Source organism: Ruegeria profundi (assembly GCF_001507545.1).
Classification (GTDB): Bacteria; Pseudomonadota; Alphaproteobacteria; order Rhodobacterales; family Rhodobacteraceae; genus Ruegeria; species Ruegeria profundi.
In genome coordinates this window covers 336,447-352,616 of sequence record NZ_LQBP01000005.1, presented here as the reverse complement: position 1 = coordinate 352,616, position 16,170 = coordinate 336,447, and the positions used below count along the sequence as shown (strand labels likewise).

18 protein-coding genes are annotated in these 16,170 nt (G+C 56.9%); 3 read left to right on the top strand and 15 right to left on the bottom strand.

From position 1 onward, the window contains the following. Positions 1-112: 112 nt before the first annotated feature. A complete protein-coding gene (locus AVO44_RS12085) occupies positions 113-1,138 on the top strand; it encodes a Hint domain-containing protein (RefSeq protein WP_068337273.1) in 1,026 nt (341 codons plus the stop codon). A gap of 73 nt (positions 1,139-1,211) precedes the next feature. On the opposite strand, the gene rplA is transcribed toward AVO44_RS12085, so the two are convergent. Further along, positions 1,212-1,910, bottom strand: a complete 699-nt coding sequence (rplA, locus tag AVO44_RS12080) for a 50S ribosomal protein L1 (protein ID WP_068337271.1) — start codon at positions 1,908-1,910, stop codon at positions 1,212-1,214. Position 1,911: 1 nt separating this feature from the next. Then, the gene (gene rplK, locus AVO44_RS12075; protein WP_037314971.1) at positions 1,912-2,361 is read right to left on the bottom strand and encodes a 50S ribosomal protein L11; all 450 of its coding nucleotides are present in this window, start codon (positions 2,359-2,361) and stop codon (positions 1,912-1,914) included. A gap of 326 nt (positions 2,362-2,687) precedes the next feature. On the opposite strand from rplK, the gene AVO44_RS12070 reads away from it, so the two are divergent. Beyond that, positions 2,688-3,899 (top strand): peptidoglycan-binding domain-containing protein, encoded by a 1,212-nt coding sequence (locus AVO44_RS12070; protein WP_068337269.1) that lies wholly within the window; start codon positions 2,688-2,690, stop codon positions 3,897-3,899. 56 nt (positions 3,900-3,955) lie between these two features. Here AVO44_RS12070 and nusG read toward each other — a convergent pair whose 3' ends face one another. The 11 genes from nusG to ccoN all read right to left on the bottom strand — a co-directional run bounded on the left by nusG (position 3,956) and on the right by ccoN (position 13,998). Then, positions 3,956-4,489, bottom strand: a complete 534-nt coding sequence (gene nusG, locus AVO44_RS12065) for a transcription termination/antitermination protein NusG (RefSeq protein ID WP_068337267.1) — start codon at positions 4,487-4,489, stop codon at positions 3,956-3,958. A gap of 198 nt (positions 4,490-4,687) precedes the next feature. Further along, a complete protein-coding gene (gene secE / locus AVO44_RS12060) occupies positions 4,688-4,885 on the bottom strand; it encodes a preprotein translocase subunit SecE (RefSeq protein ID WP_068337265.1) in 198 nt (65 codons plus the stop codon). A 68-nt stretch (positions 4,886-4,953) separates the two neighbouring features. Further along, positions 4,954-5,112, bottom strand: a complete 159-nt coding sequence (ccoS, locus tag AVO44_RS12055) for a cbb3-type cytochrome oxidase assembly protein CcoS (protein WP_068337263.1) — start codon at positions 5,110-5,112, stop codon at positions 4,954-4,956. 5 nt (positions 5,113-5,117) lie between these two features. Beyond that, the gene (locus AVO44_RS12050) at positions 5,118-7,295 is read right to left on the bottom strand and encodes a heavy metal translocating P-type ATPase (protein ID WP_068337262.1); all 2,178 of its coding nucleotides are present in this window, start codon (positions 7,293-7,295) and stop codon (positions 5,118-5,120) included. A gap of 4 nt (positions 7,296-7,299) precedes the next feature. Next, positions 7,300-7,758: a FixH family protein gene (locus AVO44_RS12045; protein WP_068337261.1), complete on the bottom strand. Its 459-nt coding sequence runs from the start codon at positions 7,756-7,758 to the stop codon at positions 7,300-7,302. A gap of 1 nt (position 7,759) precedes the next feature. Then, complete coding sequence (gene ccoG / locus AVO44_RS12040; protein WP_068337259.1) at positions 7,760-9,187, bottom strand: cytochrome c oxidase accessory protein CcoG; 1,428 nt, start codon at positions 9,185-9,187, stop codon at positions 7,760-7,762. 100 nt (positions 9,188-9,287) lie between these two features. Continuing rightward, the gene (locus tag AVO44_RS12035) at positions 9,288-10,163 is read right to left on the bottom strand and encodes a LysR family transcriptional regulator (RefSeq protein ID WP_068337256.1); all 876 of its coding nucleotides are present in this window, start codon (positions 10,161-10,163) and stop codon (positions 9,288-9,290) included. Positions 10,164-10,538: 375 nt separating this feature from the next. After that, complete coding sequence (gene ccoP, locus AVO44_RS12030) at positions 10,539-11,402, bottom strand: cytochrome-c oxidase, cbb3-type subunit III (protein ID WP_068337254.1); 864 nt, start codon at positions 11,400-11,402, stop codon at positions 10,539-10,541. Beyond that, complete coding sequence (locus AVO44_RS12025) at positions 11,399-11,635, bottom strand: CcoQ/FixQ family Cbb3-type cytochrome c oxidase assembly chaperone (RefSeq protein ID WP_068337253.1); 237 nt, start codon at positions 11,633-11,635, stop codon at positions 11,399-11,401. The genes ccoP and AVO44_RS12025 overlap by 4 nt, the downstream gene beginning before the upstream one ends. A 12-nt stretch (positions 11,636-11,647) precedes the next feature. Continuing rightward, on the bottom strand, positions 11,648-12,376 hold the full coding sequence (gene ccoO, locus AVO44_RS12020; RefSeq protein ID WP_068337252.1) for a cytochrome-c oxidase, cbb3-type subunit II: 729 nt from the start codon (positions 12,374-12,376) through the stop codon (positions 11,648-11,650). Between the two features lie 14 nt (positions 12,377-12,390). After that, a complete protein-coding gene (ccoN, locus tag AVO44_RS12015; RefSeq protein ID WP_068337344.1) occupies positions 12,391-13,998 on the bottom strand; it encodes a cytochrome-c oxidase, cbb3-type subunit I in 1,608 nt (535 codons plus the stop codon). Between the two features lie 196 nt (positions 13,999-14,194). On the opposite strand from ccoN, the gene AVO44_RS12010 reads away from it, so the two are divergent. Then, on the top strand, positions 14,195-15,034 hold the full coding sequence (locus AVO44_RS12010; protein ID WP_068337250.1) for a universal stress protein: 840 nt from the start codon (positions 14,195-14,197) through the stop codon (positions 15,032-15,034). 36 nt (positions 15,035-15,070) lie between these two features. Here AVO44_RS12010 and AVO44_RS12005 read toward each other — a convergent pair whose 3' ends face one another. Next, positions 15,071-15,322 carry a GlsB/YeaQ/YmgE family stress response membrane protein gene (locus tag AVO44_RS12005; protein ID WP_068337248.1) on the bottom strand — a complete coding sequence of 84 codons (252 nt, stop codon included), beginning with the start codon at positions 15,320-15,322 and terminating at the stop codon, positions 15,071-15,073. 74 nt (positions 15,323-15,396) lie between these two features. Further along, positions 15,397-16,140: a transcriptional regulator FnrL gene (gene fnrL / locus AVO44_RS12000; RefSeq protein ID WP_068337246.1), complete on the bottom strand. Its 744-nt coding sequence runs from the start codon at positions 16,138-16,140 to the stop codon at positions 15,397-15,399. Positions 16,141-16,170: the final 30 nt, after the last annotated feature.

Genomic DNA, 16,170 nt, shown 5'->3' with positions numbered 1-16,170 from the left:
CCAGTACTGACGCCAAACCGCATTTGTATTTCTAGTTGCGCCTAAAACCGATCTATGGTTGTCAAATAAAAAATCCAAAAATATCCGTTATATAGAAGGTAATTTGCCACAGATGGCACTTCGCAGCTTTTTCGCCCAGGACAACGCAAGTCTGATCGTAACATCGAGCCCCAACGGAAGCATTGTCAACAATCCGATCATAAACAATTCAGACACACCAAACGGCACCGTGTTTTCTTATTCTGCCGGGACAGGAACCACCGTGACATTGAATGACACAAGAGGTGGCCGAAATGTCTTTAATGATGATCTGGAGTCCCGCCACGTCATCACGGATGGCGGTGGGATTGTCGCGAATGGCACACAAGTCGAATCCGAATCCATAATTCGAGTGCGAGCACTGGATGGAGACGGAAACCCTACTGGACCCGAGATCGACATCTATGTGTTTTCCAAGAACGGAGTCACACAGGATGTTTGGGGATACAGCACATCTGCGCCTTTGGATTCCGGCACGTCTTACATCAAGGTTGGCGGTTCGAATGACGGGTCATCCGCCTACTCTAGCTTCGTTACCTGCTTTGGGCCCGGAACACTGATCGAAACGGAACATGGCGCAGTTGAGGTGCAAAACCTTGGGAAAGGTCAGCGCGTCTGGACGCGTGACAGCGGACTGCAGCCGATCTGGTGGATCGGATCAACCGAGGTTCACGGTTTCGGCCCATTTGCACCGGTCGTCATTGAAACCGGCATCATCGGGAACACGCAAAAGCTGGTGGTGTCGCAACAACACCGCATCCTGATTCAGTCCCCTGCAACCGACATGCTTTTCGGTTCATCCGAAGTTTTCGTCGCCGCAAAGCACCTGTGCGGTATTCCGGGTATTTCCATTTGCGAGACTGATCGCATCACGTATACGCATTTCATGTTTGACCAGCACCACATCATTCGGTCGAACGGTGCGCTGACCGAAAGCTATTATTTTGGGGACATTGCTGAACATGCACTGTCATCTCCGCAGAGGGCTGAAATCCTCGCTCTTTTCCCGTCGATGAACAGTATGAGTGATGCCTTCCGGCATACAGCCGCGAAAACGATCAGTGCACGTGAGGCCAGCGTATTGCGCGCCTATTACTGACGGGTTTTCGAGATGCAGAAAACCCGGGCTGCGTTTGCACCCCGGGTTGTAGTTTTCAGCGCTTGGTCGCCGCTTATTCGCCTGCAGCAGCTGCGACGTCCAATGTCACACCCGGGCCCATGGTCGAGCTGAGTGCGATTTTCTTCATGTAGGTGCCCTTGGCGCCTGACGGCTTGGCCTTGGCCACAGCCGAGACAAACGCACGGACGTTTTCGACCAGCTTGGCTTCGTCGAAGGACGCTTTGCCGACGCCGGCATGCACAACGCCGCCTTTTTCCGCCTTGAACTGAACTTCACCGCCCTTGGCTGCTTCGACGGCCGCTTTCACGTCCATGGTCACGGTGCCAACTTTGGGGTTCGGCATCAGGTTACGAGGGCCCAGAACCTTACCCAGACGGCCGACGATCGGCATCATGTCCGGGGTGGCAATGCAGCGATCGAAGTCGATGGTGCCGCCCTGAATGGTTTCCATCAGGTCTTCTGCGCCAACGATATCTGCACCGGCTTCTTTTGCTTCGTCTGCCTTGGGGCCACGCGCGAAAACAGCAACGCGCATCGCTTTGCCGGTGCCGTTCGGCAGACCGACAACGCCGCGCACCATCTGGTCTGCGTGACGGGTGTCAACGCCGAGGTTCATCGCGATTTCGATGGTCTCGTCGAATTTCGAGGTTGCGTTGCCTTTGACCAGGGCAACAGCTTCTTCAACCGACAGGTTTTCCTTGCCGGCGACAGCTTCGCGCGCAGCGCGGGTACGTTTACCGAGTTTTGCCATCTTACTTTACCTCGATGCCCATGGAGCGGGCCGAGCCCAGGATGATCTGCATTGCGCCTTCGACGTCGTTGGCGTTCAGATCTTTCATTTTGGCTTCGGCGATTTCGCGCACCTGCTTCGAGGTCACGGTTGCCACGGTCTCACGACCTGGGTTTTCCGCGCCACGGGGACGGTTACGCTTGCCAACCGGCTTCAGACCAGCGGCTTTTTTCAGGTAATATGACGCGGGCGGCGTCTTGATGTCCATGGTGAAGGACTTGTCCTGATAATAGGTGATCACGGTCGGGCAAGGAGCGCCTTGCTCCATGTCTGCGGTCTTGGCGTTGAACGCCTTGCAGAATTCCATGATGTTAATGCCGCGCTGACCCAGCGCCGGACCAACTGGCGGTGACGGGTTCGCCTGACCTGCAGGAACCTGCAGCTTCATTGTACCAGCAAGCTTCTTGGCCATTTGGTTTTCCTTTCAACGTAGGCAGGACGCGTCCCACCCGGTTTATGTTGCGTGGTCCGATCCGGGATCGCGATCCCAGCAATCTCCCACGAGAGAATCTCGCCCGAAGACGATAGAAGCGGCGTTTACAGGTGAACAAAGAGGTTGGCAAGTAGCCAGTGGAGCCAAGCCGTATCTGGCTTTTCCCTATATCCAAGAGGTTTTCGCAGACCCGGAGCTTCTCATATTGCCAATGGCGTGTTTCGCCCGGCGAAATGTGCGTGTCCGCGTTGCGCTGCGAATGTGCTATACTTGTCAGATTAAGGCCTTTGTATTGGAGGTAAGTTATGATTCTGCGTTTAATAACAACTCTTGGCATCGCGCTGTCCTTCGCTGTCACCGCCCCTCAGACCGCGCGGGCCGACGCCGGTGACTTCCTCGGCGGCGCTGTTGTAGGTGGCGTTGTTGGTTATGCGATTGGCAAGGACCAACAGAAGAAAAAAACTCAAAGAACGACCCGAACCTACCGGCCCAGCATTCCGTCAACCACGCAAGGAGCTCAGACTCAGACGGCCCTCAATTATTTCGGCTATAATGCCGGACGGGTCGATGGCCAAGTCGGAAGTGGGACCCGAGCCGCCATCGAACGGTATCAGGCGTCGATGGGTTATCCCATTAACGGATATGACTTTCAGCCGTATCAGTACGACTTTCTGATGCAGGCGTATTACTGGGCCACAAGCGGTGGACAGGCGACAACTCAGCTCGCGGGCCAGCCGCTTTTGATGGCGTATCGTCAACAACAGCTTAGCGGTTCTGCCCTTGCGGCGGCAGCTCAGCCGCAGGCTGAGGCTGCTCCGGTTCCAACAACGCAAGAGCCCGAACCAGTGCCGGATGCTGGCGAGACAACGTCCGCTTCACTGCCAACCCTCTTCTCTGGCGGCACCGCGCGTCCTTCCCTCGCCAATCGTTGCAGCGCAGTAATGCTGCAAACGTCGACCAACGGCGGCTATACGACGCTGGCAAATATGTCAGATCCTGATTTCGCACTTAGCGAACAATTCTGCCTTGCCAGAAGCTATGCGATGGCGCGCGGTGAGGATCTGATGCAGGACATTCAAGGGCTGACACCGGACCAGATAGCAACCCAGTGCACCTCATTCGGCGAAATGCTGGAACCGCAGGTTGTTTCGCTGTCTCTGAACACAAAAACCGAGGCGGAAACACAGATGCGCAAGCTTGCGTTGGACTCGGGACTCAGCCCCGAAGATCTGGCAGCGACAAGCAAGGTCTGTCTTGCAATGGGCTACCGTCAGGACAACATGGACACCGCAGTTGGCTCTGCTTTGATGTTGGTCGCAATGGGAGAACCCGCCTATGGCGAGCTGATTGGACACCATTTGCGTGAAGGATTTGGCGTTCAGGAGCGCCGTGATCTTGCGATGCAGTGGTATGATGCAAGCCTGTCTGCACTGGACGCCGGATCAGAAGCTGTCTTCTTGCCATCCCAAGCCGATCGCCCGCAACTTTTGCGAACAGCAATGACAGCGGCGCAGTAAACCGAAGCATATTCGCACCCGCTGGCGAACTTACGTCCTGCGGGTGCAATAACCCGCTAGGTCTGCTTGGTAACCTGGGTAAAGTCCAGCTCAACCGGAGTTTCGCGGCCGAAGATTGAAACAGAAACCTTCAGCTTCTGGTTCTCGTCATCCACGCCTTCAACCATGCCGTCGAAATCCTCGAACGGGCCGTCGTTGACCTTGACCTTTTCGCCGATTTCGAAGGTGATCATCAGCTTGGGCGCTTCTTCACCTTCCTGGACGCGGTTCAGGATTTGGTTCACCTCAGCATCGCGCATCGGCATCGGACGCCCCTGCGGACCAAGAAAACCGGTGACGCGGTTGATCGAGTTGATCAGGTGGTAACCCTGATCCGACATTTCCATATGCACCAGTACGTAACCGGGCATAAAGCGGCGTTCGGTCGTAACCTTTTTGCCGCGCCGCACTTCGATCACCTCTTCGGTGGGCACCAGAACTTCGTCGATGTCGTCCTCAAGGCCCTGCTCGGCCACGGACGTGCGGATTTGCTCTGCGATCTTCTTTTCGAAATTCGAAAGAACGCTGACCGAATACCACCGTTTCGCCATGAACCTGTCGTCCTTGTTTGCCTTCGGTGCGTTGGTATCGCCGCAAGCACCGTCATTGAAATTCTATCACGTCACCCGGAATAAAAAGCGGCGCGCAGCCCGAATCTCCGCACGCCCATTCCGAATAGTACCGTCACCTACTCCGACATTGCTGGCTGTGCAAGGGGGCAGTGGCGTTTCCGCTGCGCCCGAACGGTCCTAGCCGAATATACCAAGGATCAATTGCAGCCCGCCGCGAATGCCCAGATCAACCAGCGCAAAGAATACGGCCGTCAGCGCCGCCATGATGAACACCATGACCGTGGTCAGCAGCACCTCACGCCGGGTCGGCCAGACGACCTTTGCAACTTCGGCACGGACTTGCTGTATGAACTGGATCGGATTCATGGTGGCCATTTGGCTTGGTTCTCTCTGCTAGCGGATGCGCTGGACATAGCCGGGCATTGCGGCGATTTCAAGGGTTGTCAGGGCTTGGGCTTGTCGTCCCATTCATCGCTGAGGATACGCTGTGCGTCGCCTTCGGGATCATCATACTGGTTCGAGCGGACCGTGTAGACAAAAGCCACAAGGCCAACCCCGCCTAAAAACAGGGAAATCGGTATCAGATAAGCCAGAACTTCCATATCAACTACCTTAGACGCAGGGCATTCAGAGACACGGTGATGGACGAAGTCGACATCGCCAGAGCCGCAATCAGCGGTGTGGCCAAACCGGCCACGGCCAACGGCACGGCAATGATATTATAAACGGTGGCAATGCGGAAGTTCTCACGAATCCGCTTTGTCGCTTTTACCGCAGTGTCGCAGGCATCGGCGATCGGGGACAGATTGTTGCCCAGCAACACGATATCCGACGCCACCCGCGCTGCATCAAGTGCCGAAGCCGGCGAGATCGACACATGCGCCGCCGCCAGCGCAGCAGTGTCGTTCAACCCATCGCCAACCATCAGAACACGGCGACCCTGATTGCTCAGGTCCTGCACTCGGGCGGCCTTATCCTGCGGCAGCGCCTGCGCGATCCAGTTTTCGATCCCCAGTTTCCCGGCCAGCGCTTGAACAGCGCCCTGCGTGTCGCCGGAGATGAGAATGACATCTTTACCAGCCTCCCGAAACGCCTCTACAGCCTCGGCTGCACCGGCGCGCAGGCTGTCTGAGAACAAAAAGGCGACAGGCGTACGTCCGGCCACCGACAACCACGCCGCGGTTTGATCGCCATCCTGCGCGCCGGTCCATTCAGCCCGGCCCAAACGCACCCGCTGACCGCGGAAGAGGCCCTCGGTGCCAAAACCCGGCACCTCCACGGTATCCTTAACGCCCGCAGGCGTGATACCGGCATCCCGCGCCGACTTGGCCAGCGAAACCGACAACGGGTGTGACGATGCCTCGGCCAGTGCCAGAGCAATCTCAAGATCAGAACGCGCGTGATCGCCCAAATTGGTCAATTCAGGGGTGCCCGACGTCAGCGTGCCGGTCTTGTCAAACACAACCGTATCGACCTCGGCCAGACGCTCCAGAGCGGTGGCATGTTTGATCAGCATCCCCTTGCGAAACAGACGGCCTGACGCGGCAGTCGTCACCGCAGGTACGGCCAAACCGAGCGCACAAGGGCATGTAATAATCAGCACCGCAGCAGCGATGTTCAAGGCAGTGCGAATATCGCCGGAATAAAGATACCAGCCCACGAAGCTGAGCGCCGACAGGATGTGAACGCCGGGTGCGTAAAGCTTGGCCGCCTTATCCGCCAGCGAGGTATAACGCGACCGCCCCGATTCAGCGATTGCCACCAGATCAGCCATACGGTGCAGCGAAGTATCCTCGCCCACTGCGGTCGCCCGAATGGTCAGAGGGCCGGTCAGGTTGACCTCGCCCGCGCTCACGTTCAGACCCGCCTGGGCAAACACGGGCAGCGTTTCCCCGGTTAGCAACGAGCGGTCAAGCTCTGACTGACCCGAGACGATTTCACCATCCACCGGCATACGGCCACCGGGGCGGACAAGGACAAGATCACCAACTCCAAGCGAGGCAACCGAGACCTCCTCTTCGACGCCATCCACCAGCCGAGTGGCGCGCGGGACCTCAAGCGCTGTCAGTTCTTCGGCGGCAGACCGGGCCGCGGCACGTGTGCGATAGTCCAGATACCGACCTGCCAACAAAAAGAACGTCAGCGTCAGGGCCGCATCGAAGTAAGCATGCTTTCCGCTAAGCGCGGTTTCCCACAACGACGTGACCAAGGCCAACACGATCGCCAGAACAATCGGCACGTCCATGTTCAGGCGCCTGACCCGCAGGGCGCTCCAGGCGTTGACAAAAAAGGGCTGGGCGGAAAATGCAATCGCGGGCAGTGCAATGGCCGCCGAAATCCAATGAAACATGTCGCGCGTGGCGTCCGATGCACCCGACCAGACCGAAACCGACAGCAGCATCACATTCATCGAAGCAAACCCGGCCACGGCCAGCCGCATCAACAAATCACGCCCAGCCTTGTCTGTTTGCGTGGCGGACAGGGCACCGGGGTCCAGTTCGTGCGCCTCATACCCTGCATTTTCCAGCACAGGGATCAGATCGGCGGCCTGCAGATCAGGCGCCGCTTTGATCATGGCACGCTTTAACGTCAGATTGACCCGCGCGTCCTCGACACCGGGATGTGCGTTCAATTCACGTTCGACCTTGGAGATACAAGCCGAGCAATGGATACCCGGCAACGACAAGGCAATCTGCACATCCTGTGGTATGGGGCGGGCGGGCTCTGCCGGGCTTGCAATGCAGCCCGGACAGGCCGCAGTACCAGAGGTCACCTGTGCGGTCATCCTTTCACCCTTTCACGAACAGCGGCACACGCTGCGCGAACTCAGCCCCATCATGGTCTTTTGCGACCAAACGGATATTCCAGTTGCCCCGCCCAAGAGACGCTGGCGTCGAATAAGCTTGGCCGTCAAAGATGAAATCCGGGGAGAAATCGTCTTTCACGTGAGTGGCGCGCCCGACAACGGCCTGAAGCTCGGCCACTTCAACCGGGGCTCCGTTCTTATCGGTTATGTACAGGACCAACAAACCGCCGGATAACTCTGCGCGAATCTCCCAGCCCAGTGCTTTGTGCTCCTGCAGTCGATCATTGAATTCCTGGCTGGCGACATAGGAGTTCTTGACCTCCAGCCCCGGAAAGGTTTTGACCGCGTTATAGGCCAGCAGAAGATTAACGGTAATGATTACGCCAAAGGCGGCGACAAACACCGCCAAGGCGTGCTTTCCAGTGAATTGCCGCTCAGCCATCCTAGTTTCCTCGTCCGTTGAAAGAAGTATCCTTGTAGGCGCGTTCTCCACTTTGCAGGTCTTCGACCCAGATACGGACCGGAGTTGTGTCTGCCACAGCAGGATCGGTGTCTTTTCTGGCAATGATATACACACGTTGCAACTGCGACGTATCTGCCGCAACGTTGACTGTATCAAGATCCGTGCCTTCGATCACTATCCGCATTGCCGGATCTCCGGTCAGCGACAATTTGAACAGACGGTCCTCACCATGCTTGTTACGCAGCCGCACATCGTAAGTGTTGCGGATGGTGCCGTCCGACATCGTAACAAAGGTCGGGTTACGTACTGGTGCAACTGTCAGATCGATATCCGACCGGATAAACAACGCAAACAGCAATGCAAATCCGACCGCTGACCACAGGCCCGTGTACATGATCGTACGGGGCCGCAGGATGTGTTTCCACACGCTTTTTGGCGGCTGCCCTGCCCGTTCACGGCCCTCATCACTCAGCGCCATGTAATCGATAAGGCCGCGTGGCTTGCCGATCTTGGCCATCATGTCATCGCAAGCGTCGATGCAAAGGGCGCAGGTTATGCACTCAAGCTGTTGACCATCGCGAATATCGATGCCCACGGGGCAAACATTCACGCAAGCCATGCAATCAATACAGTCGCCCAATTCGGAATCGGCCGTACGCTTCCCCTTGCCCCGAGGCTCTCCGCGCCACTCTCGATAGCCGACGACCAGAGTGTCTTCGTCCATCATCGCAGCTTGAATACGCGGCCAAGGGCACGCGTAGATACAAATCTGTTCACGGGCGAACCCACCAAACAGAAAGGTTGTTCCGGTCAGAATCAGAATGGTCGTGTAAGCAACCGGATGGGCGTTTCCGGTAACAAGATCGCGCAGCAGCGTCGGCGCATCGGCAAAATAGAACACCCAGGCGCCACCGGTCGCCAAACCGATCAACAACCACGCTGTCCATTTCGTAATGCGAAGCCGCGCCTTGCGGAGATCCATCTTTTCCTGTCGGTGAAGACGCAATCGTGCGTTGCGATCCCCTTCGATCCAGCGCTCGACCAAAATAAACAGATCTGTCCAAACCGTCTGTGGGCAGGCATATCCGCACCACACACGACCCAGCGCCGAGGTGAACAGGAACAGGCCCAAGCCTGCCATGATCAGAAGGCCAGCAACAAAGTAGAATTCATGCGGCCAAATCTCGATCCAGAAAAAGTAAAAACGCCGGTTTGCCAGATCCAGCAGCACGGCCTGATCCGGCAAGCTTGGCCCTCGGTCCCACCTGATCCATGGCGTTACATAGTAGATACCCAGTGTAACCGCTAGAATGATCCATTTAAGGTTTCTAAACGGCCCGGATACACGTCGGGGGAAGATCGGCTCCCTAGCGGCATAAAGGCTGGGGGCGGGGTCGGAATCGCTCACGAGCTGGCTCCAGATGTGGCTGTATTTCTGCGTCTTGTTTCAGATCATACAGGCACTCACTTTGACATGTGTCAAAAGCGCATCGCACAGACACCTTTTGTCACATCTGGCTGGCTTGCCTTCTGATCCAGCCGACAAACGCCTTAACTGCTGGTCGCAAAGGCGCATCTGCAGTGACGATATGGTATCCACGCCGGCTGGGCTCGTGAAAAAGTTCAACAACCCGCCCTGCCTTGACATCGGCCTCGACAAAATGTCGCGCCGTGACAGTCACCCCCTGACCGGCGCGTAAGGCTTCAAGCATCAGATTGCCCGGCAACGCGATGCGACCCGCACGAGGGCCGTGTTCGACACCTTGCTGTGCCAACCAAGTGGTGGCTTCGGTTGTTCCAAGTTCCTCAAGCCAGGGCAGTTGGCTCAACTCGTCCGGCGTCATTGACGTGCGACCTTTCAGCAATGCGGGTGCAGCGACGATCACCATTGGACTTTGGAGCAGCAATTCCGAGTTTAAACCCGGCCAATCGCCCTCTCCATACCGAATTGCCACATCAACGCCACCCGGACGCAGGCTGACAAGCGCGGGTGTAGGATCCAGCGTCAAGGGAACATCGGGATATTCTGACTGAAACGCCGGAAGACGTGGCATCAACCACGACGCAGCAAACGACGGGGTGAGCGAAACGTGAACTGGACGATCTTGGGTAATATGCAAAAGATCGGCCACGGCGTCCGAGATGGCGCCAAACCCAAGATGCAGGGCACGAGCCAGTTTCTCGCCATCGGCGGTCAGCGTCATGGACTTCCCGCTTCGGTCCAACAGGGCGGCACCAAGGTGTTTTTCCAACGCGCGCAATTGTTGACTAATGGCAGCGTGGCTGACATTCAGCAATGCCCCCGCCTGCACCACATTTCCCGTTTCCGCAAAAGCATGGAACGCCTTCAGCGACGCAAGCGGCGGCATCTTCATCCAATCCATATGTAAGCTCCTGTTACATGGTCGAATGGCAATTGAGTCGCATTTTCTGACCGAAGGATCAATCCTGAAGGCATGCGAAACCATCAACAGGAGAGATCGAATGCTATCGATCCTTGCGAACTCGTTCAGAATTGCCACCCGAACGGATGGGCATAATCCACCCCAGAGCCGAAAAGAAAAACCCGGGCATCATTTTTGGAAAAAGACAAAGCGCGTCACATTTTCCCGTTTCAGGTAACGAGGCTTCTAACGCTAATGCGAACAGGCTATTGGTGCATCTTAATGGCACCGGCTGTTCAGGAAACGCGCGAACAGATAGAACAGCCGGTACCTTGGCCTTCGGGCGGCGAACCGTCCGAAGGTTTTCTTTTACCGTTACTGGCCGCCACCCAACTGGTGGACATAGGCCGTGACCGCGCGGATTTGCGCGTCGGTCAGGCGGTTTTCCCACGGAGGCATGACGCCAAAGCGGCTATACGTGACCGTTTCGGTCAGTGCCTCTTCGCTGCCACCATATAGCCAGATTGCGTCGGTCAGGTTCGGTGCGCCCTGGAAAACGTCGCCCTTACCTTCTTCGCCATGGCAGGCCGAACAATTGTCTTCAAAAACAACCTGACCCGCCTGCGCCGCCGCGTCATCAGTTTGCGCATTGGACAATGACATCACATACTGAACAACCTGGGTGATCTCTTCATTTTCGAGGATCTCGCCAAAGGCCGGCATTTCGGAATAGCGTGCGTCGTCGCTTTCCTCGTTCCGGATACCATAGGCTATAGTATACTCGATATCTTCCAGCGTACCGCCCCACAGCCATGCGTCGTCCAGCAGGTTCGGGAAACCTGTGGCACCTTGGGCACCCGAGCCGTGGCACTGTGCGCACCAGGTGCGGAATACCGCACTACCCGCGTTTACTGCGTATTGCTGCAATTCGGGATCGGCCGAGATTTCCTCGAGCGGGGTCTCGACCAGCCGCACGTTCCACGGCGCGTTGGCTTCCTGGAAGGCCACCAGTTCTTCCTGGACTTCCGCACGGGACGACCAGCCGGTTACACCAGCCGTTGCGGACTGAACCAGTGGCCACGCGGGATACATGATCGTGTAGATCACACCCCAAATAATGGTGGCGTAGAAGGTCCATAGCCACCAACGGGGCATCGGGTTGTCAAACTCTTCGATACCGTCCCAGGTATGACCAGTGGTGTTAGGGTCACCCGGCTGTTTTTCAGCTTTCTTGCTCATTTCCTCGCCTCCTTGGACTCGGCGGGTTTGTCGCCCTCTTGGGGCGTGGCTTTATCTTGATCCTGCTGCGAAGCAGGCGCGTCTGCATGACGAAACGGAATATTGGCCGTGTCCTTGTATTCCTTGCTGGCACCGGGGCGAAAAACCCAGATGACGATGCCAACAAAGAACACGAACAAAACAAGCAACATCCAGCTGTCCGCGAATTGACGTAGAAGGGTGTATTCTTCCATCACACCCCCCTGTCAGCGGTTCGCGTCCGGGGTGAAGGTCGAGAAGTCAACCAGCGTGCCCAACATTTGCAGATAGGCGATCAACGCGTCGGCTTCGGTCAGGTCTGACTGACCGTCGAAGTTTCGCACGTTGACGTTTTCGCCATAGCGCTCAAGCAGACCATCGTAGTCGCTGTCGGGATCAGCCTGAGCGCGCAGGTCAGCCATAGCATTTTCCAGCATTTCCTCGGAATAAGGCGTTCCGACCATCGCATTCGCGGCCATGATGTCACCGATATACCTATCCTCCAGCTTCCGCGTTTCGAGGAAGCCGTATTTCGGCATAACCGATTCCGGGACAACAGACTGCGCATCCCGCAGGTGCCGTACATGCCAGTCGTCCGAGTAACGGCCGCCAACACGGGCCAGGTCAGGCCCGGTACGCTTGGACCCCCACTGGAACGGATGGTCATACATCGACTCAGCCGCCAGCGAGTAGTGGCCATAACGCTCAACCTCGTCCCGCATCGGGCGGATCATCTGGCTATGGCAGACATAGCAGCCTTCGCGCAGATAGATTTCACGGCCCGCCATTTCCAAAGGCGTGTAGGGGCGCATGCCCTCCACTTCTTCGATGGTGTTCTCAAGGTAGAACAGCGGGGTGATCTGAACGATGCCACCGATGGTCACGACCAGAAAGCTGAAGATCAGCAGGAGGGTCGCGTTGGTCTCGAGGATTTTATGTTTGTCGAGAATTGCCATTGCTCCGGCCCTCCTTATTCAGCCGGGACCGCGACGGTCAGGCTGGCTTCTTTGACCGGCGCTCTCCGTACAGTCATCCACAGGTTGTAGCACATGATCAGCGATCCAGCGACGAAGAGCACGCCACCCAGAGCACGCACCACGTACATCGGGAACTTGGCAGCCACGGTGTCGGCGAACGAGTTCACGAGGAAACCGTTGGCATCCACTTCACGCCACATCAGACCTTCCATGATACCGGTGACCCACATCGACGCCGCGTACAGCACGATGCCGATAGTGGCGAGCCAGAAGTGCCAGCTGACCATTTGCAGCGAGTACAGACGCTCACGCTTCCACAGGACAGGTACCAGGAAGTACAGCGCGCCAAAGGTGATCATGCCGTTCCAGCCCAGCGCGCCCGAATGCACGTGACCAATGGTCCAGTCGGTATAGTGAGACAGGCTGTTCACTGCACGGATCGACATCATCGGGCCTTCGAAGGTGGACATGCCGTAGAAGCCGACCGAGATTACCATCATCCGGATCACCGGGTCCGTACGCAGCTTGTCCCAAGCGCCCGACAAGGTCATCAGACCATTGATCATACCACCCCAGGACGGCATCCACAGCACGATCGAGAACACCATGCCGAGCGTCGAGGCCCAGTCAGGCAACGCGGTATAGTGCAGGTGGTGCGGGCCAGCCCAGATGTACAGGAAGATCAGCGCCCAGAAGTGGATGATCGACAGCTTGTACGAGAAGACCGGACGCTCGGCCTGTTTCGGGATGAAGTAATACATCATACCCAGAAAGCCGGCGGTCAGGAAGAAGCCCACAGCGTTGTGGCCATACCACCACTGGATCATGGCATCCTGTACGCCCGACCAGACGATGACCGACTTGGAACCCCAGATGCTGACCGGAATGGTCATATTGTTGACCAGGTGCAGCATCGCGACGGTGACGATGAACGCCAGATAGAACCAGTTGGCTACATAGATATGCGGCTCTTTCCGCTTGACGATCGTTCCCAGGAACACGGCCAGGTATGCCACCCAGACCACGGTCAGCCACAGGTCAACATACCATTCGGGCTCTGCGTATTCCTTGGACTGCGTGCCACCCAGTACATAGCCGGTCGCGGCCAGCACGATGAACAGTTGATAGCCCCAGAACACGAACCACGCCAGGTTTCCACCCCACAACCGCGCGGCACTGGTGCGCTGCACCACATAGAACGAGGTTGCGATCAGGGCGTTACCGCCAAATGCAAAAATCACTGCCGAGGTGTGCAGCGGGCGCAGGCGGCCAAAGTTCAGGTAGCCCTGCGCCCATTCAAAGTTCAAAACAGGAAAGGCCAACTGAAACGCAATGAAGGTTCCTGCAAGAAACCCGACCACGCCCCAGAATGCGGTTGCGATCACGCCATAGCGGATCACGTCATCCATATATTCACCTGAGCGGTCTATGAGAATATCTGGCTCATCGGTGTTTCGAAGCGTCCAGATGAACAAACCACCGGCGATCAACATCACCAGAATTGCATGCACCTGATACGCCAAATCGCGTGCGTAGTTGGATCCGATCGCGGCAAAAATCACGACCAGACCAAGCACGATCAGCTTGATGTAATTTGACATATTGCGTCCCTTTGCCATGCCCCGCGTGGTTCATTATGTGTCGCAGGACCTTTTTGACTAGCTGTTGTTTTGTCCGACAGGCGTCGAAGCTGCTTTGATCTGTGTCAAGACAGTACTCTGATTTCTATGACAATCGTAGACCAGCGGCTGAGGCATCGGGCCGCAGCAAGACACGCGTTAAAGGCACGAGGTCAAAATGGCGTACAAATCTCTTCTCACAGTCATGACAGACGCAAAGCAAAGCGGATCGGCACTGGCGCAGATGGTGGCCTTGGCAGGCGCACAGGATGCGCATGCCGAAGCTCTGTGTCTGGGTGTCGATCGCAGCCAGACCGGGTACTACTACGCCGGGGCAAACGCCCTGATTTTGCAAGAGACTCTTAGCCGCGCAAGCGCCGAGGCTGAGGAAATACTAACCTACGCGAAGGAGTATCTGGGCAAGACCGGGGCCCGCTGGTCCGCCGAAAGCGGCGTTGCTCAGATTGCGGATATCGGCCGCCACGTGGCGCATCGCGCACGATTCTCAGACCTTGTCATCTTACCGCAACCTTATGGCGAAGACCGTGGTGCCGAGGCCGAATCCATTATCGAAGCCGCAATGTTCGAAGGGCATGCACCTGTTCTGGTCACTCCGGATGACGTGGCCCCGTTTGAACGCCCCGGTACCATCCTGCTTGGCTGGAACGAAAGCGTCGAGGCGATGCGGGCCATCCGTCGCGCTTTGCCTTTCCTGATCCAGGCTGACCTGGTGCGCATAGTGGTAATCGACCCGCCGCGCCACGGACCTGACCGGTCGGACCCGGGCGGAATGCTGTCACAGATGCTGGCCCGCCACGGCGTGAAATGCGAGATCGACGTATTGAGCAAGACCATGGCCCGTGTGTCAGACATCCTGAACCGGCATGCGACAGACACCGAGGCGGACATGATCGTAATGGGTGCCTATGGACATTCGCGCTTTCGCGAAGCCATTCTGGGCGGCGCAACACGAAACATGCTGGAACAATCCCCAGTGCCGGTTTTCTTGGCCCACTAGTTCAGTCAGCGTAAAACCGTCACGAAGTGGGCGGTTTTACTTCTTCACCAGCCCGATCAAAAACAGCAAAATAATCGCCCCGATGGTGGCGAAAAATATGGATGAGAAAACTCCGCCGCCGACTGCGAAGCCCAGCGCGGGGAAAATCAGCCCGGCCAGAAAAGCGCCAACGATACCAACGATAATGTTGCCGATCAGGCCGAACCCTCGGCCTTCCATGATCTTGCCTGACAGCCAACCGGCGACTGCACCGACGACAAGCATCGCCAGTATGCTTGTGAATTGCATGACCTGCTCCTGAGGTGGTCTTCACTCAACCCCAGTTAAGCATTTCGGGTGGCCCCAGTCACGCCCCAACCGCCTTATACCAGGAACCCGCCGTCCGAGTCATCGCCAGCCTCTTCCATCAGGCGCCCCATATCGGGGATCGTGACGTGCCGTTTACCTTGCAGCGAAATAACCTGATCTTTTTTCAGGGCCGATATCTGGCGGCTGACCGTTTCCAGTGTCAGGCCAAGATAATCCGCCATGGCTTCGCGCGTAAGCGGCAAGTCAAACACGATTGGGCCGGAGTTGCCTTTTTTACTGATAGACGCATCGCGACGCGCGATGATCGACAGCAGGCTCGCGATTTTCTCGCGTGCGGTCTTGCGGCCCAGCACCAACATCCATTCGCGGGCTGCATCCAGCTCGTCCAATGTCATCTGCAACAAGCGATGCGCGATATGCGGCGTCGTACCCATCAGTTCTTCAAAGGGTTTTTTGCGAAAGCAGCACATAACCAAGTCGGTTGTCGCCTGCACGTCATATGGCGCGATTTCGCGCCCCGGTCTCCCGACGAAATCACTCGGCAGCAATAGACCCACCATCTGAGTGCGCCCGTCTTCCATCGTCTGCGTCAAAGAGGCGATTCCAGAAACGACAGAGCCCACGAAATTCATTTGGTCGCCTGACCAGATGATCGTCTGGCCGGCCTCGAAGCTTCGATAATATTTAATTTCTTCAAGCTCTTCCAACTCATCCGCATCACAGTGCGCGCACACTGCACGATGCCGGATGGGGCAGTCCTGACAATTCGTATGGTCGACCTTAAATATCGGTGTCATGAACGTTTCCACTTGATCTCTGTCAAAGCA